The following is a 20,675-nucleotide window of genomic DNA, read 5'->3' as shown; positions in this document are numbered from 1 at the left end:
GAAACCCGGCTTTGGCGCGCGTATGTGCGGGCGGCGGCGCATCGTGGGCATGGCGTGTGGCGCCAGGGCGGTTTCCATCACATCGTGATATTTCATGCCGGCCGGATTGGCCCGCGTCAAATCCCTGCGCGGCGCGGCGGCCTAGCATCGGGCCTTTTGTCACGACTGGCGAGAAGGAGCGATGGCCGTATCCACTTCAAAGGACGCACGAATGCGTCACCTCCGTCACGCCGCGGGGCGCGCATGAAAGGCGCGGATCTCGACTACGCGCGCGCGCCACGGCCTGCGCTGGTGTTCGGTTGCCTGATGCCGGCGCCGTGGCTGGGCGCGGCCGCGGGGCTGCTGCTGGCAGCGGGGCCTGCGGCGGGCCTGCCCGACCGGTTCGCGCCGCTGGCGCTGGCGGCGGTGCATGCGCTGGCGCTGGGCATGCTGCTGCCGGTGATGGTCGGCGCGCTGTTCCAGATGATGCCGGTGGTGGCGCGCGTGGACGTTCCCGCTGCCGGGCGGCTGGCGCCGTTGATGGCCGCGACCGGCGCGGCGCTGGCGGCTGCGCTCGGTTTCGGCTTGCTGGGCGGCGAGCCGGTAGCGATGCGGGTTGCGGCTGCGCTTGGCGCGGTGCTGCTGCTGGTGGGAGCGATGCTGCTGGCCGCGGGCCGGCGCGTGGCCGCACGGGACGCCACCACGCGCACGCTGGCCGGCATCGGCGCGCCGCTGATGGTGGCGGTGGTCGCCGGCATCGCGCTGGCGGGCACCTTCGGCGGGCTGTGGGGCGTGCCGGTGGCGCAGGCGCTTGGCCTGCATATGGCATGGGCGCTGGGTGGCTGGCTGGCGGCGCTGGTCAGCGGGGTCGCCGCCACGGTGCTGCCGATGTTCTGGCAGACGCCGCGCTTGCCGGCGGCGCTGGCGCGCTGGCTGCCGCTGGGGCATTGGGCGCCGCTGGCGGTGTTCAGCGCCGCGCTGGTGCTGTGGCCAGGGGAACCGGTGCTGGCACAGGCTGCGCTGGTGGTGTGGCTGTCGTTCGTGGCGGTGCTGGGGATATGCGGGCTCGCCGGCACGGTGCGCGCGCGGCGGCGCCACGATCCGCTATGGCCGTTGTGGCCGGTCGCATGCGCCAGCATGCTGGGCGCGGCGGTGCTGGGTGCCGCGGCGGTGGTGCTGCCTGCTGCGGCGCTGCCGCTGGCGTGGTGGGCCGGCACGATGGCGCTGGTCGGCGTGGGCGTGCTGCCGGTCACGGCGATGCTGGGCAAGATCGTGCCATTCCTGGTGTGGCTGCACCTGCGCCGGCTGCTGCCGCCCAGGGCGCGCGTGCCGTCGATGCAGGCGATCATCGCGCCGGGCCGGCAGCGCGGGCAGGCGTGGCTGTTGCTGTCGGCTTATGCGGTGCTGCTGGCGCTGCCCTTGGCGCCGGCGCTGCTGGCGCGCGTCGGCGGGCTGCTGCTGGCGGGGGCCAATGCGTGGCTGGGGTGGCAATTGCTGGCGGCGCTGCGCTGCATGCGGCAGATGCGCAGGTGTGGTGGGTTGCCGCCGCGTGTTGCTGTTGGCATTGACGTCCCGCTGGTTGGCTCCCCGCCTGCGGGAGAGGGGCCGGGGGAGAGGGCAGGCGCAGGCATACCGACGCGGCCGACTTCGTAGACGCTCTGGCCCTCTCCCCCACCCCTCTCCCGCAAGCGGGCGAGGGGAGCCTTGTTTCGGCGGCGTTAGTGATGGGGATGCTGCGGTCAGGTGGCCGCCAGCCCGGCGGGCTTCTCCCCGGTCAACAGGTAATGCATCAGCTCCGCCACCGGCCGGATGGCCTCGCCGAACGGCAGCGCGCCGCGGCCGCGGAAGAACAGGCCGCGTTCCACGTCGCCGCGTACGGCCTGCGCCAGCTTCAGGTCGATGCAGAACTGGCCGATGCGCGCGATGCCGTCGCGCAGGCCGCAGGCCTGCAGGCAATCGAATCCTTCCAGGCATTCGCGCACGCGCGCGCGGCGCTGCAGGCGCGCTTCGCTAGACAGGTAGCGCTGCAGCCATGGCGTCAGCACCGCGCGCGCGGGCAGGCCGGCGACGCTGGTGAATTCGCGCAGGGTTTCGGGCCGCGCGGTGGCCAGCACTTGCTTGAAGGCCGGATGCGCATCGCATTCCTCGGTCACGGCGAAGGCCGTGCCCAGCTGCACCGCGGCGGCGCCTTCGCCCAGCCAGTGGCGCACCTTGGCGTGGCTGTCGATGCCGCCCGCCAGGATCAGCGGGATGCTGTCCCAGGCCAGTCCCAGCTGCGCGAACAGTTCGCGGCATTCGCCCAGCACGCGCGAGAACGAGAAGCGCGGCTCGGACAGGTCCTGGATGGTGGCCGCGCCCAGGTGGCCGCCGGCATGCGCCGGGTGTTCGACCACGATGGCGTCGGGCAGCCGGCCCTTCTTCATCCAGCGGCGCAGCACCAGGCCGATGCCGCGCGCCTCGGACAGGATCGGGATCAATGCCACCCTGGGGTGGCCGGCGGTCAGTTCGGGCAGGTCCAGCGGCAGGCCGGCGCCCATGACGATGGCATCGGCACCGCTTTCGCACGCTTGCCGCACCAGCGCCGCGTGCGAGCCGACCGCCTTCATCACGTTGACGGCGATCAGGCCGTGGCCCTCGGCGGCGGTGCGCGCGGCGCGGATCTCGCGGTCCAGGGCTTCCAGGTTGGCGGCTTCGATGGCCGGCTTGTCACGGCTGCCGCGGGTGCGCGCCATCAGGTCGGGGTGGTGGTGGCGCAGGTCGATGCTGGCGATGGTGCCGACGCCGTTCTGGCGCGCGACCGCGCCGGCCAGCCGGTGGGCCGAGATGCCGATGCCCATGCCGCCCTGCACGATCGGCAGCAGGCGGCGGCCGCCCAGCTTGAGCCAGGGGTGATTCATAAACGGGTCTCCGGAAGAGGATGGACGCCGGGCCGCACGGCGGCCCCGGCGCGGGGATGACGCGCAAGCGTGGCACAGCGGCACGGGCCCGCGTTTGCCGCAGGTCAACACTGGCCGGCTGGCCTGCCATCGGCCTACGCCGACCGGCATAGCCCGTCGCGGCCGGGGTGCCGTTGGCGTCGGTTTGCGCGCGGTCAAGCCCCTGGCGCGGGCGCTTGGCTAGCATCGGCCGCTGTCTTCCTTCCCCCGCGCCGCCGCCGGCGCCATCACCGATGACCAGTTCCATCCCTGCCCGCTCCGACGCCCCGCCGCGCCGCCCGCAACTGGTTGCGCCCGCCGGCTCGCTGGCGGCGCTGCGCATGGCCTTGCAGCACGGCGCCGACGCGGTCTACCTGGGCCTGCGCGATGCCACCAACGCGCGCAACTTCGGCGGCCTGAACTTCACCGAGGCCGACATCCGCACCGGCGTGGCCGAAGCGCATGCGCGCGGCGCCGAGGTGCTGTTCGCCATCAACACCTTTGCGCAGATGGGCGCGGTGGCGCAGTGGCACCGCGCCGTCGATGCGGCCGCCGACCTTGGCGCCGATGCCGTGATCATGGCCGACGCGGGCCTGATGGGCTATGCCTGCGCGCGCCATCCGCACCTGCGGCTGCACCTGTCGGTGCAGGGCTCGGCCACGCATGCCGATGCCATCGAGCTGATGCGCGAGCGCTTCAATATCCGCCGCGTGGTGCTGCCGCGCGTGCTGTCGCTGGCGCAGATCGGCAAGCTGGCGCGCCAGACCAGCGTCGAGCTGGAGGTGTTCGGCTTCGGCAGCCTGTGCGTGATGGCCGAGGGCCGCTGCCTGCTGTCGTCGTATGCCACCGGCGATTCGCCCAACAACAAGGGGGTGTGCTCGCCCGCGCATGCGGTGCGCTGGACCGAGCAGGACGGCACCATGCAGGCGCGGCTGTCGGGCATCCTGATCGACAGCTACGCGCCCGGCGAGCCGGCCGGCTACCCGACACTGTGCAAGGGCCGCTTCGAAGTCGAGGGCGAGCGCGGCTACGTGCTGGAGGAGCCGACCAGCCTGAATGCGCTGTCGCTGCTGCCGGCGCTGATCGACATGGGCATTGCCGCGATCAAGATCGAAGGGCGCCAGCGCAGCCCGCGCTATGTCGGCGACGTGGTCGGCGTGCTGCGCGCGGCGATCGACGCGGCCTGCGCCGATCCGGCCCGCTTCGCGCCGCGCCAGGAGTGGCAGGGCACGCTGGGACGCCATGCCGAGGGCGACCAGGTCACGCAGGGCGCCTACGACCGCCCCTGGCGCTGACGCCATGACATCCACCTGCCTGTATCCGGACATGGGGCACATGCCGGCCACGATGGAGCTGCTTATGCCAAACACCGCCGCGGCCGCGATGCCGCACGCCGCCGCGATGCCCGGCTTCGGCATCGCACTGGGTCCGCTGCTGTACTACTGGCCGCGCGAGGCCGTGCTGCAGTTCTATGCGTCGGTCGCCGATGCGCCGGTCGACCGCGTCTACCTGGGCGAAACCGTCTGTACCCGCCGCCATGAAATCCGCCATGCGCAATGGCTGGAGATTGCACAGATGCTGCGCGATGCGGGCAAGGAAGTGGTGCTGTCCACGCCGGTGCTGGTCGAGTCCGATACCGATATCGCCTGGATGCGGCGCGTCTGCGCGCAGGACGACTACCTGGTCGAGGCCAACGATCCCGGCGCGGTGCGTTGCATGGGCGGACGGCCCTTCGTCGGCGGCCCGCATCTGAACGCCTACCATGCCGATACGCTGGCTTGGCTCGCCGGCCTGGGCGCGGTGGGCTGCGTCGCGCCGGTGGAGATGGACGGCACCACGCTGGCCGCGCTGGCGGCGGCGCGGCCCGCCGGCATGCAGCTCGAAGCCTTTGTCTGGGGCCGCTTGCCGCTGGCGTTCTCGGCGCGCTGCTTTACCGCGCGCCACCATCGGCTGCGCAAGGACAGCTGCGAATTCCGCTGCATGGACTATCCCGACGGCCTGGTCGCCGCGACCGGCGAAGGGCAGGCGTTCTTCACGCTGAACGGGGTGCAGACGCAGAGCGCCACTTGCCTGGACCTGTGCGCCGAGGCGCTGGACATGGCGCGGATGGGCGTGGGCATGCTGCGCGTCAGCCCGCATTCGAGCGGCACGCTCGCGGTGGTGCAGCAGCTGGCGGCGATCCGCGCCGGGCAGCGCGCGCCCGCTGCCAGCGGCATCACGCCGGCCGGCGCCGAGCCATGCAACGGCTACTGGCACGGCCGCGCCGGCATCGCCTGGGAGGCCCCGGCATGAGCGCGCTGCACAAGCTGATGGCCGGCGTGCACCGGCGCCTGCCGGCACGCGCGCGGGCGCTGCCGCTGGTGGCCGCGCTGGAGCTGGCGCGCCGCGCTGGCTGGCTGGAGCCGCCCGCGGCGCTGGACGGACATGCCTTCCTGCTGACGGTGCAGGACCTGGAGCTGGCCGTGCCGTTCCGCTGCGAAGGCGGGCGCTTCCGCGCCGGCAGCGCGGACGACCAGCCCGCGCTGACGCTGCGTGCCTGCGCGGTCGACTACCTGCGCCTGCTGGGCGGCGAGGCCGACACCGACACGCTGTTCTTCCAGCGCCGTCTGGTGATTAGCGGCGATACCGCGCTGGGACTGGAGGTCAAGTACTGGCTCGATGCCGCACCGCGGCCGGCGTGGGTCAGCCAGACCGCAGCGCGGCTGGTGGCGCTGCACGGCGCCACCGCGGGACGGGCCGGCGCCGCTTCCTGAGCCCGGCTCAGGCGTCGCCGTCCAGCATGAAGCGGTTGCGGCCGGCGCGCTTGGCGCGGTACATCGCGCTGTCGGCGCGGTGCAGCAGCGGCTCCAGCCGCGGCGCCTCGGGCACGGCCCAGACCGCGCCCACGCTGATGGTCACCACCGGCTGCACCGGCGTGCCGTGGTGCGCGATGCCCAGCTCGCGCACCGCGGCCACCATGCGGCGCCCGAGCTCGCGGGTTTCGTCACGGCTCGCGCCCGGCAGCACCGCGGCGAATTCCTCGCCGCCCAGCCGCGCGCAGAACTGCTCGCCGTGCAGCACGCCGCTGAGGGCGCCGGCGATCTGCCGCAGGCAATCGTCGCCGGCCATGTGGCCATGCAGGTCGTTGTATTGCTTGAACTGGTCCACGTCCAGGATCAGCAGCCCCAGCGGCTGGCCGCGCTCGCACGCGCGCGTCACCGCGGCGATCGATTCGCGCTGGAAGTAGCGGCGGTTGCGGATGCCGGTCAGCGCGTCGATGTCCAGGTCCGCCTGCACCTGCCACAGCTGCTCCTCGGTCTGGCCCAGCCGCGCGCTCAGCGCCAGCTCGCGCGACTGGAAGCGGCTGATGTCGCGCAGGAACAGCAGGCTGCCTATCTGCCTGCCATCCAGGCGGGCGACGCGTTCGCCGCTCAGCTCGAACGGCGCGCCGGGCGGCACGAAAGGCAGGGCCGCGCTGTCGACCAGACTCTCGGCAGGACGCCGCAGCGCTGTGTCCCAGCCGGCGGGCAGCGGATCGCCGCGGCGCAGCGCCGGCCACAGCCGCGCCGCGGCGGGATTGAATTCGACGATGGTGCCGCGGCCATCGACGATGACGCAGCCCTCGCTGAGCGCATCGAACACGCGCAGCCGCGCGTAGTGGCCGATATCGTCCAGGTGCGTACGCAGCCCGCAGAACCACACCAGCGCCGCCATCAGTGAAAACGTCGCCGGGGTCAGGTCGCCGCCCAGCGGCCCGGTCCAGCGGCTGAGATAGGCGACATTGGCCACCAGCGGCAGGGCCAGGCCCGCGCCCAGGATGGCGCGCCCGCGGCGCGACAAGGCGCCGTTGGGCACCTCCGCCGTGACCAGGAAATACAGGCTCAGCCCCAGCAGCAGGTACGTCCACGCCGCCACCACGGCATAGCCGATGCCATGGTCGAACACCGCGCCGGGCAGCACGCCCGGCGGCATCAGCGTGATGCGCGGCCACACCAGGCCGTGACGCTCGTTGGTAAAGACCATCACCACCGTGACCACCGCCGCCAGCACCGGCAGCCACAGCCGCGACCACGGCACCACGTAGCGCGGGCGGCTCAGGTGCACCATCGCCACCAGCCAGCCGATCGGCACCGCGACGATGCCGAGGTACTGGATCTTGGCCCACAGGATGCGCCCTTCCAGGTCGGTCGAGCTGATCTCGAGCAGGCGGCCGCCGCTCCAGGTGGCCGCGCCGGCGGCAAGCACCAGGAAGGCCTGCACGGTCGGATCGTCGCGCCGCGGCCAGGTGGCGATGGCCATGCCGATGCAGGCGACCACGGCGACGGTAAGCAGTAGAACCAGTGAATAAGAGGGCATTGAAGGCGGCGCGCGTCTTCGAGACCCGGGCGTTGGTGCCGCCGCCCGGCCAGGCGCATGCCGGTTGCGTGCGCTCCGCGATCTCGTCCAGCCAGCATGATACCGGGCGGCATCGCTGGCCTGGCGGCGGGTGCGCCGATGCAACAGCGGCCACGCGGCCGCAGGATCAGGCTCGCCTGGGGGTTTCCCGCACCAGCCAGAAGGGGATGTCGACCACGTCCTGCCGCAGCCCCGGCCATTCGAACCCCATGCCGCGCGTCAGCAGGTGGCCCCAGCCGTCGATCCACTTCTGCTGTGCGCGCGCATACAGCTCCAGCATGACCGAGGCGTAATGCAGTGAACCGCCGAGCAGCGGCAGCTCGCTGGCGATCTCGCGCGCGTAGCGGGATTCGGGATCGGGCTCCATCATCGAGCCCATGGCGTCGAACTGTAAGTTCTCAAACAGGGTGCGGGTGAAGTCCAGGTTGAGTTCGGCCATGCGCTGCCAGATCCCGGCCAGGTCGGCCTGCATGGCGTCCAGCTGCGTTGCGCCGGCATAAACGGTGGGGAAGGGCCAGAACACCGGCGGCCAGAAGATTTGCGTTGCGGTCATCATCACGGGGTTCTCCAGTGGCGGGCCGTGCGCGCAGCGGGTGCACTGGGCGCAGCGGGCGGCAGTTGCTGCACACGACGATGGCGCCCTGCGTGGGCATCCGGATCAGCTTATGCGCTAATGGCGCGACTTGCCATGCCGCGGCATTCGGACCCCGCTCCCGTGCACTTCACTTGCATCCCAGCCGCCTGGCCAGCTTGTGCAGGTTGCTGGCGTCGATGCCCAGCTGGCGCGCGGCCTGCGCCCAGTTGCCGCCGTGGTCGCGCAGGGCCTGCGCGATGCAGGCGCGCTGGGTTTGCTCGACGGCATCGCGCAGGTTGATGCCCGCGGGCAGCGCAGGCGTTGCGGGCGGGGTGGACGTGGCGGTGCCGGTCTGCGTGGCTGGCGTGGCCGGCGGAAGTTCCAGGCCGTCGAGGTCGAGCAGTTCCGGCTCCAGCGTCACGATGTCATTGCGGCCTGCGCCGCGGCTGACCGCGCGCAGCGCGGCGCGGCTGATCACGTGTTCCAGCTCGCGCACGTTGCCGGGCCAGCGGTAGTGGCGCAGCGCGTCCTGCGCGCCGCCCGACAGCCGCAGGCTGCGCAGGCCCAGGCGGGCGCGGTTCAGCTCGAGGAAGCGCCCGGCCAGCAGCAGCACGTCGTTGCCACGCTCGCGCAGCGGCGGGATCGGGATCGGGTAGACCGACAGCCGGTGGTACAGGTCGGCGCGGAACGAGCCGTCGCGCACATGCTCGCGCAGGTTGCGGTTGGTCGCGGCGATCACGCGCACGTTGACGCGGCGCGGGCGGTCCGAGCCCAGCCGCTGGATCTCGCCGTTCTGCAGCGTGCGCAGCAGCTTGGCCTGGATCGCCAGCGGCAGCTCGCCCACCTCGTCCAGAAACAGGGTGCCGCCGTCGGCGGCCTCGAAGCGCCCCGGACGCTCGCCGGTGGCGCCGGAGAAGGCGCCGCGCGCGTGGCCGAACAGCTCGCTCTCGGCCAGCGACTCCGGCAGCGCGGCGCAGTTGACATGCACCAGCGGCTGCGCGCGCCGGCGCGACTGGCGGTGCAGGCGGTGCGCGAACAGCTCCTTGCCCACGCCGGTCTCGCCCAGCAGCAGCACCGGCAGGTCGGTGTCGGCCACCACTTCCAGTTCATGCAGCAGGTTGGCGATGGCCTCGCTCTGGCCGATGATCTCGGCGCCGATGTCGTGCGGGGCCGCGCCTTCGTCGGATTCGGGCGTGCCGCGCGCGAGCTGCAGCGCGCGGATCTCGCCCTCGAGCCGGGTGGTGCGGACGGCGGCCTCGACGATCACCGTCAGCCGCTGCAGCTCGGCCTGGGCCGCGCTGTCGAAGGTGCCGACCGTCAGCGCATCCAGCGTCAGCACGCCCCACGGCTGACCGTCCACTTCCAGCCGGGTGCCCATGCAGTCATGCACCGGCAGCGGCTCGCCCACATGCTCGTCGATCAGGCCATCGTACGGATCCGGCAGCATGCTGTCGTGGTGGAAGCAGGTCACGCCGCGGCGCGCCAGGATCGCGGCCAGGCGCGGGTGCAGACCCACCGCGAAGCGCCGGCCCAGCGCGTCGCGCACCAGGCCGTCGACCGCCACCGGGCGCAGGTGGTCTTCCTCCAGCCGCAGCAGCGCCACCGCGCCGCAACGAAAATGCGTGCGCAACGCGCTGACCAGCCGCTGCAGGCGCACCGCGTGCGGCAAGTCGATGACGAGGTCGGCCAGCAGGTCGGGGTACATGGCGGCTGGGAGCATGGTGGAAAACACCGTAACGGGTAATTAATACCGCGACAAGTATAGGGTAGTTAATACCCGTGCTATGCCAAGACCTTGATTCGACGCGGTTTTTTTCTGGCACGCTGCTCGCGTATGTCAGGCGGTCATCACTTCCACACGGAGAAACCGCCATGACGCTGCAAGACCATTCGCTGGGCCAGCTGGCCCGCCAGATTCCCGGTGCCACCCGCATCTTCCACGACCACGGGCTGGACTTCTGCTGCGGCGGCAAGCAGAGCCTGCGCGACGCCGCGCAGCAGAAGGGGCTCGATGCCGCCGCCGTGGCCGCCATCGCCGCCCAGCTGCGCGCGCTGCAGGCCGAGGCCGATCCGTCGGCGCAAGACTGGAACACGGCGGCACCCGCGGCGCTGATCGACCATATCCTGGTGCGCTTCCACGCCCGCCATCGCGAGCAGTTGCCCGAGCTGATCCGCCTGGCGCGGCGGGTCGAGCAGGTCCACGGCGAGCGGCCGGAGTGCCCGCTGGGCCTGGCCGACCACCTGGGCGAGATGCTGGGCGAGCTGGAATCGCACATGCAGAAGGAAGAGCAGGTGCTGTTCCCGATGCTGCTGCGCGGCCTGCATGCCGCCGCGAGCCGCCCGATCGCGGTGATGCGCGCCGAGCATGACGACCACGGCGTGGCCCTGCAGCGGCTGGCCGAGCTGACCGACGACATCACGCTGCCGCGCGCGGCCTGCAATACCTGGCGCGCGCTCTACCTGGGCCTGCGCGCGCTGCGCGAAGACCTGATGGAACACATCCACCTGGAAAACAACGTGCTGTTCGAAGGCGCGGCGGCCACCGCTTCCGCCACCGCGCAGGCCAACGGCTGCGGCTGCTCGGCGCACGCCTGAGCCCGCCCGACACCACCCTCAACGACTTCGCATCATGGGTCCCTACCGCAAACTCTGGTTCCTGCTGATCGCCGTGCTGGCGGTCACGTTCTCCCTGCTCGGCTACTACGGCGTCGAGGTGTACCGGCAGGCCCCGCCCATCCCGGCCAAGGTGGTCACGGCCGAGGGCCGCACGCTGTTCAGCGGCGACGACATCCTCGACGGCCAGACCGCATGGCAGTCCGTCGGCGGCATGCAGCTCGGCTCGATCTGGGGCCATGGCGCCTACCAGGCACCGGACTGGACCGCCGACTGGCTGCACCGCGAACTGACCGCATGGCTGGAGCTGGCCGCGCAAGATGGCCACGGCCGCGCCTTCGCGCAGCTCGACGCACCGGCGCAGGCAGCGCTGCGCGAGCAATTGCGTACCGAGTACCGCGGCAATGCCGCCGATCCGGACAGCAACGTGCTGACCGTGTCGAAGCGCCGCGCGCAGGCCATCGCCGACACCGCCGCCTACTACGACCAGCTTTTCTCCGATGCGCCGGCGCTGCACACCACGCGCGAGCACTACGCGATGAAAGAGAACACGCTGCCGAGCGCCGCCAGCAGCTGACGCACTTCTTCTTCTGGACCGCGTGGGCCGCATCGACCGCGCGCCCGGGCCATGAGGCCACCTACACCAACAACTGGCCGCACGAGCCGCTGATCGGCAACCAGCCCACCAGCGAGAACGTAGTGTGGTCGGTGATCAGCGTGGTGGTGCTGCTGGCGGGCGTCGGCTTCCTGGTGTGGGCGTGGGCCTTCCTGCGCGGCAAGGAAGAAACGCCGCCGCAGGCGCCGGCGCGCGACCCGCTGCTGTCGGTGGCGCTGACGCCGTCGCAACGCGCGCTGGGCAAGTACCTGTTCCTGGTGGTGGCGCTGTTCGTGTTCCAGGTGTTCCTGGGCGGCTTTACCGCGCACTACACCGTCGAAGGCCAGAAGTTCTACGGCATCGACGTGTCGCAGTGGTTCCCGTACGCGCTGGTGCGCACCTGGCATATCCAGAGCGCGCTGTTCTGGATCGCCACCGGCTTTCTCGCCGCGGGGCTGTTCCTGGCGCCGCTGATCAACGGCGGCAAGGATCCGAAGTTCCAGCGGCTGGGCGTCGATGTCCTGTTCTGGGCGCTGGTGGTCGTGGTGGTGGGCTCGTTTACCGGCAACTACCTGGCGATCGCGCAGAAGCTGCCGCCGCACCTGAACTTCTGGCTGGGCCACCAGGGCTACGAGTATGTCGACCTGGGCCGGCTGTGGCAGATCGGCAAGTTCGCCGGCATCGTGATCTGGCTGGTGCTGATGATGCGCGGCATCCTGCCGGCGCTGCGCGCGCGCGGCACCGACCGCAACCTGCTGGCGCTGCTGACCTCGTCGGTGGTGGCGATCGGCCTGTTCTACGGCGCGGGCCTGGCCTATGGCGAACGCACCAGCCTGACGGTGATGGAGTACTGGCGCTGGTGGGTGGTGCACCTGTGGGTGGAGGGCTTCTTCGAGGTCTTCGCCACCACGGCGCTGGCCTTCATCTTCTCCACGCTCGGCCTGGTGTCGCGCCCGATGGCGACCGCGGCCAGCCTGGCGTCGGCGTCGCTGTTCATGCTGGGCGGGATTCCCGGCACCTTCCACCACCTGTACTTCGCCGGCACCACCACGCCGGTGATGGCGGTGGGCGCCGCCTTCAGCGCGCTAGAAGTGGTGCCGCTGATCGTGCTGGGCCATGAGGCCTGGGAGAACTGGAGCCTGAAGCGGCGCGCGCCGTGGATGGCCGACCTGAAGTGGCCGCTGATGTGCTTTGTCGCGGTGGCGTTCTGGAACATGCTGGGCGCGGGCGTGTTCGGCTTCATGATCAACCCGCCGATCGCGCTGTACTACATCCAGGGCCAGAACACCACGCCGGTCCATGCCCATGCCGCGCTGTTCGGCGTCTACGGCTTCCTGGCGCTGGGCTTCACGCTGCTGGTGCTGCGCTACGTGCGTCCCGCCTACCGTCTCAGCCCGGCGCTGATGAAGACCGCGTTCTGGGGCCTGAACCTCGGCCTGGTGCTGATGATCGGCACCAGCCTGCTGCCGATCGGCATCATCCAGTTCCTGGCCAGCGTCGAGCATGGCACCTGGTACGCGCGCAGCGAGGCCTTCATGCAGCAGCCCATCCTGCAGACGCTGCGCTGGGTGCGCACCTTCGGCGACGTGGTGTTTATCGCCGGCGCGGTGTCGTTCGCGTGGCAGGTGGTGCTGGGGCTGGCCACGCGCACGCCGCGCGCGGCCGATGCCGTCACCGTCGGGATGAAGCCCGCGGCGCGCTGAACGCTTAGTGCGCCGAAAGCACAGTGGCCCGCCCGGGTAACCGGGCGGGCCACTTGCATTGGCGGGCAAAGCAGGAGGCTAGCCTTGAGCCTGCTGTCCCTGCTGTGCCTCGGCAGCGATCTCGCGGATGGCCTGCTCGAACGCCTCCACCGGCTGGCCGCCGGTGACGAGGTAGCGGTCGTTGAAGATGATCGACGGCACCGACTGGATGCCCATGCGCTGGTATTCGCCGATTTCGGCGCGCACCGCGTCGGCATAGTCGTCGCCCGCCAGCACCTTGCGTGCCGCGGCGGCGTCGAGGCCGACGGACTGGGCCGCGTCGACCAGCACGTCATGGTTGCTGGGGTCCTTGCCTTCGGCATGGTAGGCGCGCAGCAGCGCCTGCTTCAGCGGCAGCTGCTTGCCTTCCAGCCCGGCCCAGTGCAGCAGGCGGTGGGCATCGAAGGTGTTGTAGACATGGGTGCGCGGGCCAAAGGCAAAGCCCACGGCGGCGCCGCGTTCGCGGATCATCGCCTGGGTTTCGGCGATCTGCGCCGGCGTGCGGCCGTACTTGCGGCCGAGATAGTCGACGATGGCTTCGCCTTCCGGGCGCATGCCCGGGTTCAGCTCGAACGGATGCACGACGATCTCGGCATCGACCGCATCGCCCACGCGCTGCAGCGCCAGCTGCAGCGAAGCCAGGCCGATGGCGCACCAGGGGCAGGCGATGTCGGAGACGAAGTCAATCTTGAGGGGTTGTGGCATGGCTGCTCCTGGGCATGTTCGCAGGCGGGGGCGAGGCCATGGCCCCGGCCCGGATTGGAAATTGCCGACAGGGTAGCGCGACTGGCGCATCCTTGCAGGCGGACGCTGCGGCCGGTGGCCGCGCGCCCGCCCGCCGCGCCATGGCGGGGCTCAGTCCCAGCGGGGCCCGTGGCCGCGGCCGTGGTCGTCGTGGTCGCCACGGCGCTGCGCCCACTCGCGCCCGCGCCATTCGCGGCGGTGGTCGTGATAGCCGTCGCGGTAGCCATCGCGGTAATAGCCGCGATAGTAGGCGCGACGATAGCCGCGGTCGTTGTCGTAGCGCACCGGCACCGGTGCCACCACCACCGGCCGCGGCGCCACCACAACCGGGCGCGGTGCGTAGGCGACCGGGGCGGGCGCATACACCGGCGCCGGGGCATAGACCGGGGCCGGATGGTAGACCGGCGCCGGCTGCGCCACCACCACGCCAGGCACGCCGATGCCGATATCGATATTCACACCGGCGTAAGCACCAGCGCTGGCCACCAGCATTGCACCACCTGCTACCGCCATTGCGATGATTCGTTTCATGGCTGCCTCCCAAGGGGCGTTGGACATGGGCTCACTGTAGGGGGGCGGGCTGTAATATGGGGCGCGCTAAGTGTTGCAAGTGTGACGTGGTGTAACCCCTGGTCGGGCCGCCGCGTGCGGAGCGGGATGTATCATGCCAACCCTGCCCCAAGTATTTCCCATCCAAGCTGCACATGCGCCGTACCGCCGCCACGCTGCTGGCACTGAGCTTTTCCACCGCCATTCCCATCGCCGCCACCGCCGCCGCCGCCGATCTCCAGGCCGGCAAGGCCTTGTTTGCGACGCGCTGCGCCTCGTGCCATCACGTCGGGCGCAATGCGCGCGCGGGCTTTGGCCCGCAGCTGAACGGTATCTTCGGCCGCACCGCTGGCAGCACGACGGATTTCCAGTATTCGGACGCGATGCGCGCGTCGAAGGTGGTGTGGTCGCACGACACGCTGCGCGCCTTTGTCCGCTCGCCCGGCAAGGTGGTGCCGGGCACGAAGATGCGCTTCTGGGGGCTGGGCGACGACCAGCAGATCACCGATCTGCTGGCGTACCTGGAGACCTTCAAGTAAGGCGCAACGGCTCCGTCCGCACAGCCTCACTCCGCAAAATGCGGCCCCGGCCCTTCGCCCGCCAGCGCGTCATGCGGATTGCGTAACGGACACGCCTTCAGCGACAGGCAGCCACAACCGATGCACCCGTCCAGCTGGTCGCGCAATTGCGTCAGCGTGCGGATCCGTTCGTCGAGGTCGTCGCGCCAGCTGGCGGACAGCTTGCGCCAGTCCGCCACGGTGGGCGCGCGGCCATCGGGCAGCTTGCGCATGGCATCGGCGATCACCGCCAGCGGCAGCCCCATGCGCTGCGCCACGCGGATCACCGCCAGGCGCCGCAGCACGGCGCGCGCATAGCGGCGCTGGTTGCCGCCGCTGCGGGTGCTGGCGATCAGGCCGCGGGCTTCATAGAAATGCAGGGCGGACACCGCAAGGCCGGTGCGCGTCGCGACTTCACCGACGGAAAGCAGTTCTTCCGCGGGCGCGGGGCGGCGCCGGCGCGGCGTGGCGGGCGGTTGCTTGGAAGCCATGGCGAAGGGCAGGCAGGGCTGCAACGTTGGAACGCAGGAATGCCCATGCTACCACCATGGCCGCGCTTGACCTTAACCTAACTTGAGGTTTGATACTGGCGGCTCCTCTGACCCGGATGCTTCCACAAGCCGATGACCATGTTTCCGTTCTCGCCCTCGTCGCTGCGCTCGCCCGCCATGCCCGCATTGCCAGTTGCGCCGACCGTGCCTTTCGCCCGCCCCAATGACTCGCTGAGCCTGCTCAATCCTGACGGCCTGTATGACCCGCGGCCCAACGGCTATTCGCACGTGGCCCTGGTCGAGGGCCCGGTCCGCATCGTCTATGTCTCGGGGCAGGGCGGCGAGGATGCCGCGGGCTGCCTGCCGCTCGATTTCCCGCGCCAGGTGGCGCGCGCCATGCACAACCTGCGCATTGCGCTGCAGGCAGCCGGTGCCGACGTCGGCGACGTGGCCAAGCTTACGGTGCTGGTGGTGGACCATTCGCACGACCGCCTGCGCACCTTCGGCGCGGCGCTGCGCGAGATGTGGGGCGACCGGCCGACGCCCGCGTGCACGCTGATCCCGGTGCCGCGGCTGGCGCTGGATAACATGCTGTTCGAGATCGAAGCGACAGCGGTGTTGCCGGCCTGAGTCGCGCCGGCCCGCGATGAAAGCCGGACTCAGCGCGCCGCGGCGCTGAAGGTCTTGTTGACGATCTTCCAGACGCCGTCGATCTCGAGCAGCGTCATGTAGTCGGTGAAGGTCACGCCCGGGTATTCCAGCACCACCTTGGCCACGCCGGCGTTGCCGACCACGTCGAACTGCGTGATGAAGCGCTTGCGCTGCGCTTCATCCGCGGCCGGATGGCCGGGGCAGCGCGCCGTGGCGAATTCCTCCACCGTCAGCGAATGCAGCTTGCCGTCGCGGAACGAGACGATGCGCGCGTCGGCGGCGAAGGCCTTGTACATGAATTCGGCCTTGCCGGTGATATGGCCCTGCAGGTAGTCCCCGATCGGCGCGAGCGCGGCCACGTGGCGGGACGTCAGGCCGGTTTCCGAAAACGTCATGATCTCCTCCAAAACTGGGGCGGCAAGGCGCCAAGGGGGTTGGCCATGCCGCAACGTTGAAAGCGCTGATTGTATTCCAGTTTTGTATGCAAAGCGCGATGGCGGCGCTTACACCGATGTGGCGATGTGTTCACGCAGCCAGCGGTGCGCCGGATCGCGATGCACGCGCTCGGGCCACAGCATCGACATCTCGTAGCCAGGCACCTCGACCGGCGGCGCCACCGCGCGCAATGCCGGCGCGCCGCGCACCAGCCGCTCGGGCAGCATCGCGACCAGGTCGGTGCTGGCCAGCGCCGCCGTGACAAACAGGAAGTGCGGCACCGACAGCACCACGCGCCGCTGCATCCCGGCCCGGGCCAGGGCCTCGTCGGTGACGCCGTGGAAACCGCCGCCGTCCGGAGACACCATCACGTGCTCGAGCGCGCAGAACTGCGCCAGCGTGGGCCGCCGCTTCAGCCGCGGATGGCCGGCGCGGCCGGCCAGCACATAGCGTTCGGTGAACAGCGCACGCCGGTGCAGCGCTGGCGGCGAGCCGTCGGTGGTGTGGAAGGCCAGGTCCAGTTCGGCGCGCTCGGCCTGCCGGGCGATGCGCGTCGGCACCATCTCGACCACCGCCAGCCGGGCGCCGGGCGCGGCCTTGCGCAGCCCCTGCAGCGCGGGCAGCACGATGGTCGATTCGCCATAGTCGGTCGCCGCCACGCGCCAGGTACGGGTCGACGTGGCGGGGTCGAACGGTGTGTCGGCGGAAACCGCTTGCGCCAGTGCCGCCAGCGCTTCGCGCAACGGCTCGCGCAGCGCTTCGGCCCTGGCGGTGGGGCGCATGCCGCGCGGCCCCGGCAGCAGCAGCGGGTCGCCGAAGTGGTCGCGCAGCCGGGCCAGGTGAACGCTGACCGAAGGCTGCGACAGATGCAGCCGCTCGGCCGCGCGGGTCACGTTGTGCTCGGACAGCAGCACGTCGAGCGTCAGCAGCAGGTTCAGGTCGAGCCGTCTCAGGCTAGCCGCGAAATTAGTCATGACAATACCTGGGATATCGGATATTCATTTCTAATATACCGGAGCGCGGCCTATGCTGGCTTCACCAACACTTGTGAAGCCACCGACATGAAAGTACTGCTGGTCTATGCCCACCCCGAACCGCGCTCGCTCAACGGCGCCATCCGTGACTTTGCGGTGCAGCGTCTGCGCGGCGCCGGCCACGAAGTCCAGGTCTCGGACCTGTATGCAATGCAATGGAAGCCGCAACTGGACGCCTCGGATTCGAAGGCTCCCAAAACCGACGCGCCGTTCCACCCATCGCTGGATTCAAAGCATGCCTTCGACAACGGACTCCAGAGCGACGACATCGCAAGCGAGCAGCACAAGCTGCGCTGGGCCGACGCCGTGATCCTGCAGTTCCCGCTGTGGTGGTTCTCGATGCCCGCCATCCTGAAGGGCTGGGTCGAGCGCGTCTATGCCTATGGCTTTGCCTACGGCGTCGGCGAGCACTCGGACCAGCGCTGGGGCGACCGCTATGGCGAAGGCACGCTCGCCGGCAAGCGCGCCATGCTGATCGTCACCGCCGGCGGCTGGGAATCGCACTACAGCGCGCGCGGCATCAACGGCCCGATCGACGACATCCTGTTCCCGATCCACCACGGCATGCTGTACTACCCCGGGTTTGACGTGCTGCCGCCATACCTGGTGTATCGGACCGGCAAGGTTGATGAGGCGCGCTTTGCGCAGATCCGCGAGGAGCTGGGCGAGCGGTTGGATGCGCTGGGGACGACCGCACCGATACCGTTCCGAAGGCAGAACGGCGGGGACTACCTGATCCCGCAACTCACGCTGCGCGAGGAAGTGGCGCCGCAAGCCGTGGGCTTCGCGGCGCATGTGGATGGCGGGCGGCGCTGAGTGCGCCGCCCTCGTTATTCGGCGCGGATATCCGCCCGCGCCGCCACCGCCCGCATCTCCGGCAATTCCTTTTCCACCCGCGCCTTCACCGCCGCCCCATTGCCATAAGCCGGCGTCAGCGCCAGCTCGACCATGCGCGCCTTCGTGGCCGGCGCGTTGGCGACGTCGGCCAGTGCCTTTTCCAGCTTCTGCTGCACCGGGGCGGGCAGGCCCGCGGGTGCCAGCAGTGCGAACCAGGTCCCCATCTGGAAGCCGGGATAGCCGCTTTCGGCGACGGTCGGCACCTGCGGCAAGGCCGGCAGGCGCTGTGGCGACAGCACCGCCACCGGCCGGATCTTGCCGCCCTTGATCAGCGGCAGCGTTGCCACCACGGTATCGACCGCCACCGGCACCTGCCCGCCCGCGAGCGCGGTCAGGCTGGGGGCGCTGCCATTGAACGGCACGTGCACCATGCGGATGCCGGTGGCGGCCTTGAGCATCTCCGCGCCGAAATGCACCGACGAGCCGGCGCCGAACGAGCCGTAGGAGAGCTTGTCCGGGTTGGCCTTGGCCTGTGTCACCAGGTCCTTGAGGGTGGCGATCTGCGTATCGGGGTTGGCTACCAGTACCAGGCTCATGTCGGCGATCAGGCCGAGCGGGGTGAAGCTCTTGACCGGGTCGTAGCCCAGGTGCTGGCGGATCGCGGGATTCAGCGTCAGCGTGGTGCTGGCCGCCAGCAGCAGCGTGTAGCCGTCGGGCGCGGCCTTGGCCACCTGGGTGGCGCCGATCACGGTGCTGGCGCCGGGCTTGTTCTCGACCACCACCGACTGGCCGAGCTTTTCGCCGAGGCCAACCGCCAGCAGGCGGCCGAGCACGTCGGTGGCGCCGCCGGCCGCGAACGGCACCACCAGCCGCAGCGGGCGCTCCGGCCACGTTTGCGCCTGCGCGGCGGGCGCGGCGAATAAAGCCGCGGCCACGGCAGTGGCGCAGGCGAGAAACAGCTTCGGGGGCAATGCAATCATCGTGGCACTCCAGCGGCGGTGATAGGAATGGGAGGAATGAGAGGCAAGCGCAATCGATGCGCAGCGGCTCAGCCCAGCCACGGGCTGCGCACGCGCGAGAAGCCGCCGGCCTGGTCGTAGGCGTGGCCCAGCTGCAGCACCGCGGCGTCGGCCTGCGCCGGGCCGATGATCTGGATGCCGGCGGGCAGGCCCTGCAGGCCGAAGCCGGCGGGCGCGGCCAGTGCCGGCAGCCCGGCCATGGTGGCCGGCACCACCGCCTGCATCCAGCGGTGGTAGGTGTCCATGTCGCGGCCGTCGATGGCATGCGGCCAGTCCCAATCGGCGTTGAACGGGAATACCTGCGCGGCCGGCAGCACCAGGTAGTCGAAGCGCTCGAACAGCGCGCGCAGCGCCTGGTACCACGCGCTGCGTTCGGCCATGGCCTCGTACACGCGCGTGCCCGGCAGCGCCAGGCCGCGTTCGATCTCCCAGACCGCCTCGGGCTTGAGCAGCGCGCGCCTGGCCGGGTCGTGGTACAGCGCCGCGTTGGCGCCCGCCACCGAGAAGCTGCGCAGGTCGATCCAGGCGCGCCACAGCCGTTCCAGGTCGAAGTCCGGCAGCGCCGCGTCGATGGTGCAGCCGAGCGTGCGCAGGTGCGCCAGCGCCTGCACGCAGGTGTCGAGCAGGCCGGCTTCGGTAGGCAGGTGCCCGCCCAGGTCGCCGAGCCAGCCGATGCGCACGCCGGTCCAGTCGCGTTCGGGCGGCAGCGCAAAGGTGCCGGGCGCCTCTGTGCGGCGCGTCAGCGGCAGCCGCGCATCGAAGCCGGCCTGCACCGACAGCAGCAGCGCCAGGTCCGGCACGTTGCGCGCCATCGGCCCGGCCACGCTGAACTGCTGGAAGAACACTTCGTCGCCCGGGCCGTGCGGCACGCAGCCGACCGAGGTGCGCAGCCCATAGACATGGTTGAACGCCGCGGGCGTGCGCAGCGAGCCCATCATGTCCGAGCCATCGGCCACCGGCAGCATGTTCAGCGCCACCGCCACCGCGGCGCCGCCGCTGCTGCCGCCGGCGGAGCGGGTGGGATCGAAGGCATTGCGGGTGGTGCCGTAGACCGGGTTGTAGGTATGGCCGCCGAGGCCGAATTCGGGCGAGTTGGTGCGCCCGACAAAGAGCGCGCCGCCGGCGCGCATGCGCTCGAAGATCACGGCATCGGCGTCGCTGACCTGGCCGGCGAAGATCGGCGAGCCCTTGGTGGTGACCATGCCCGCGGCCGGGCTGATGTCCTTGGGCGCCTGCGGGAACCCGTGCAGCGGCCCACGGCTGGCGCCGCGCGCCAGTTCGTGGTCGAGTCCGTGCGCCTGCTCGCGCAGCGTGTCGCGGTCCACCGCGGCGACGATGGCGTTGACGCGGGGATTGTGGCGGTCGATCTGGCCGAGGAAGGCATCGAGCACTTCCACGCAGGAGACCTCGCGCGCATGGATGGCGCGCGACAGCGCGACGGCATCGAGGTCGGTGATCAGGTCCTTCGAGGGAGCGGGGTTCTGGGCAGGCGCCATGGCGCGGGTTCTCCGGTGGTGGGTGGGAAAAGCATACGGGTGACCCGTGCTTTCCCGCAATCGACGATTT

Annotated in this window: 19 protein-coding genes and 1 pseudogene; 9 read left to right on the top strand and 11 right to left on the bottom strand. The window is 70.6% G+C overall.

All coding sequences use genetic code 11. From position 1 onward, the window contains the following. Positions 1-243 precede the first annotated feature (243 nt). Complete coding sequence (locus A2G96_RS29760) at positions 244-1,632, top strand: hypothetical protein (RefSeq protein WP_062803716.1); 1,389 nt, start codon at positions 244-246, stop codon at positions 1,630-1,632. Between the two features lie 86 nt (positions 1,633-1,718). Here the strand turns inward: A2G96_RS29760 and A2G96_RS29755 are convergent, their stop codons facing one another. Then, positions 1,719-2,876: an NAD(P)H-dependent flavin oxidoreductase gene (locus A2G96_RS29755; RefSeq protein WP_062803715.1), complete on the bottom strand. Its 1,158-nt coding sequence runs from the start codon at positions 2,874-2,876 to the stop codon at positions 1,719-1,721. Between the two features lie 272 nt (positions 2,877-3,148). Between A2G96_RS29755 and ubiU the strand changes: the two genes are divergently transcribed. From ubiU to ubiT, 3 genes are all read left to right on the top strand, one after another. After that, positions 3,149-4,189 carry a ubiquinone anaerobic biosynthesis protein UbiU gene (gene ubiU / locus A2G96_RS29750; RefSeq protein WP_174549332.1) on the top strand — a complete coding sequence of 347 codons (1,041 nt, stop codon included), beginning with the start codon at positions 3,149-3,151 and terminating at the stop codon, positions 4,187-4,189. A 64-nt stretch (positions 4,190-4,253) separates the two neighbouring features. Beyond that, positions 4,254-5,186 carry a U32 family peptidase gene (locus tag A2G96_RS29745; protein WP_062804209.1) on the top strand — a complete coding sequence of 311 codons (933 nt, stop codon included), beginning with the start codon at positions 4,254-4,256 and terminating at the stop codon, positions 5,184-5,186. Further along, a complete protein-coding gene (gene ubiT / locus A2G96_RS29740; RefSeq protein ID WP_062803714.1) occupies positions 5,183-5,647 on the top strand; it encodes a ubiquinone anaerobic biosynthesis accessory factor UbiT in 465 nt (154 codons plus the stop codon). The genes A2G96_RS29745 and ubiT overlap by 4 nt, the downstream gene beginning before the upstream one ends. Before the next feature lie 7 nt (positions 5,648-5,654). On the opposite strand, the gene A2G96_RS29735 is transcribed toward ubiT, so the two are convergent. The 3 genes from A2G96_RS29735 to norR all read right to left on the bottom strand — a co-directional run bounded on the left by A2G96_RS29735 (position 5,655) and on the right by norR (position 9,562). Then, positions 5,655-7,229 (bottom strand): histidine kinase N-terminal 7TM domain-containing protein, encoded by a 1,575-nt coding sequence (locus A2G96_RS29735; RefSeq protein WP_062803713.1) that lies wholly within the window; start codon positions 7,227-7,229, stop codon positions 5,655-5,657. Between the two features lie 166 nt (positions 7,230-7,395). Continuing rightward, the gene (locus tag A2G96_RS29730) at positions 7,396-7,824 is read right to left on the bottom strand and encodes a polyhydroxyalkanoate granule-associated phasin (protein WP_062803712.1); all 429 of its coding nucleotides are present in this window, start codon (positions 7,822-7,824) and stop codon (positions 7,396-7,398) included. A 166-nt stretch (positions 7,825-7,990) separates the two neighbouring features. Then, complete coding sequence (gene norR, locus A2G96_RS29725) at positions 7,991-9,562, bottom strand: nitric oxide reductase transcriptional regulator NorR (protein ID WP_231909697.1); 1,572 nt, start codon at positions 9,560-9,562, stop codon at positions 7,991-7,993. Positions 9,563-9,714: 152 nt separating this feature from the next. On the opposite strand from norR, the gene ytfE reads away from it, so the two are divergent. Further along, positions 9,715-10,437, top strand: a complete 723-nt coding sequence (gene ytfE, locus A2G96_RS29720) for an iron-sulfur cluster repair protein YtfE (protein WP_062803710.1) — start codon at positions 9,715-9,717, stop codon at positions 10,435-10,437. Between the two features lie 34 nt (positions 10,438-10,471). Further along, positions 10,472-12,753: pseudogene (locus A2G96_RS29715) on the top strand (nitric-oxide reductase large subunit). 78 nt (positions 12,754-12,831) lie between these two features. On the opposite strand, the gene A2G96_RS29710 reads toward A2G96_RS29715, so the two are convergent. Together A2G96_RS29710 and A2G96_RS29705 are read right to left on the bottom strand one after the other, a co-directional pair. Continuing rightward, positions 12,832-13,497 (bottom strand): DsbA family oxidoreductase, encoded by a 666-nt coding sequence (locus tag A2G96_RS29710; protein ID WP_062803709.1) that lies wholly within the window; start codon positions 13,495-13,497, stop codon positions 12,832-12,834. 150 nt (positions 13,498-13,647) lie between these two features. Further along, positions 13,648-14,067 (bottom strand): hypothetical protein, encoded by a 420-nt coding sequence (locus A2G96_RS29705; protein ID WP_062803708.1) that lies wholly within the window; start codon positions 14,065-14,067, stop codon positions 13,648-13,650. A 173-nt stretch (positions 14,068-14,240) separates the two neighbouring features. Here A2G96_RS29705 and A2G96_RS29700 point away from each other — a divergent pair, with 173 nt between their 5' ends. After that, positions 14,241-14,624: a c-type cytochrome gene (locus tag A2G96_RS29700; protein ID WP_062803707.1), complete on the top strand. Its 384-nt coding sequence runs from the start codon at positions 14,241-14,243 to the stop codon at positions 14,622-14,624. Between the two features lie 26 nt (positions 14,625-14,650). On the opposite strand, the gene soxR is transcribed toward A2G96_RS29700, so the two are convergent. After that, positions 14,651-15,133 (bottom strand): redox-sensitive transcriptional activator SoxR, encoded by a 483-nt coding sequence (gene soxR, locus A2G96_RS29695; protein ID WP_062803706.1) that lies wholly within the window; start codon positions 15,131-15,133, stop codon positions 14,651-14,653. Positions 15,134-15,310: 177 nt separating this feature from the next. Here soxR and A2G96_RS29690 point away from each other — a divergent pair, with 177 nt between their 5' ends. Further along, complete coding sequence (locus A2G96_RS29690) at positions 15,311-15,763, top strand: RidA family protein (RefSeq protein ID WP_174549342.1); 453 nt, start codon at positions 15,311-15,313, stop codon at positions 15,761-15,763. A 29-nt stretch (positions 15,764-15,792) separates the two neighbouring features. Here the strand turns inward: A2G96_RS29690 and A2G96_RS29685 are convergent, their stop codons facing one another. Further along, entirely contained in the window at positions 15,793-16,179 is a 387-nt protein-coding gene (locus tag A2G96_RS29685; protein WP_062803704.1) for a nuclear transport factor 2 family protein, read from the bottom strand. 108 nt (positions 16,180-16,287) lie between these two features. Beyond that, entirely contained in the window at positions 16,288-17,193 is a 906-nt protein-coding gene (locus tag A2G96_RS29680) for a LysR family transcriptional regulator (RefSeq protein WP_062803703.1), read from the bottom strand. An 87-nt stretch (positions 17,194-17,280) separates the two neighbouring features. Here A2G96_RS29680 and A2G96_RS29675 point away from each other — a divergent pair, with 87 nt between their 5' ends. Beyond that, positions 17,281-18,069 carry an NAD(P)H-dependent oxidoreductase gene (locus A2G96_RS29675; RefSeq protein WP_062803702.1) on the top strand — a complete coding sequence of 263 codons (789 nt, stop codon included), beginning with the start codon at positions 17,281-17,283 and terminating at the stop codon, positions 18,067-18,069. Between the two features lie 14 nt (positions 18,070-18,083). Here A2G96_RS29675 and A2G96_RS29670 read toward each other — a convergent pair whose 3' ends face one another. After that, positions 18,084-19,070, bottom strand: coding sequence for a Bug family tripartite tricarboxylate transporter substrate binding protein (locus A2G96_RS29670; RefSeq protein WP_062803701.1), 987 nt, complete (start codon positions 19,068-19,070; stop codon positions 18,084-18,086). A gap of 68 nt (positions 19,071-19,138) precedes the next feature. Then, on the bottom strand, positions 19,139-20,605 hold the full coding sequence (locus A2G96_RS29665; protein ID WP_062803700.1) for an amidase: 1,467 nt from the start codon (positions 20,603-20,605) through the stop codon (positions 19,139-19,141). Positions 20,606-20,675 lie beyond the last annotated feature (70 nt).

Origin of the sequence: Cupriavidus nantongensis (assembly GCF_001598055.1) — a bacterium.
Taxonomy (GTDB): domain Bacteria; phylum Pseudomonadota; class Gammaproteobacteria; order Burkholderiales; family Burkholderiaceae; genus Cupriavidus; species Cupriavidus nantongensis.
Note: the sequence above shows the minus strand (reverse complement) of the source record. Positions and strands in the feature narration are given on the sequence as shown.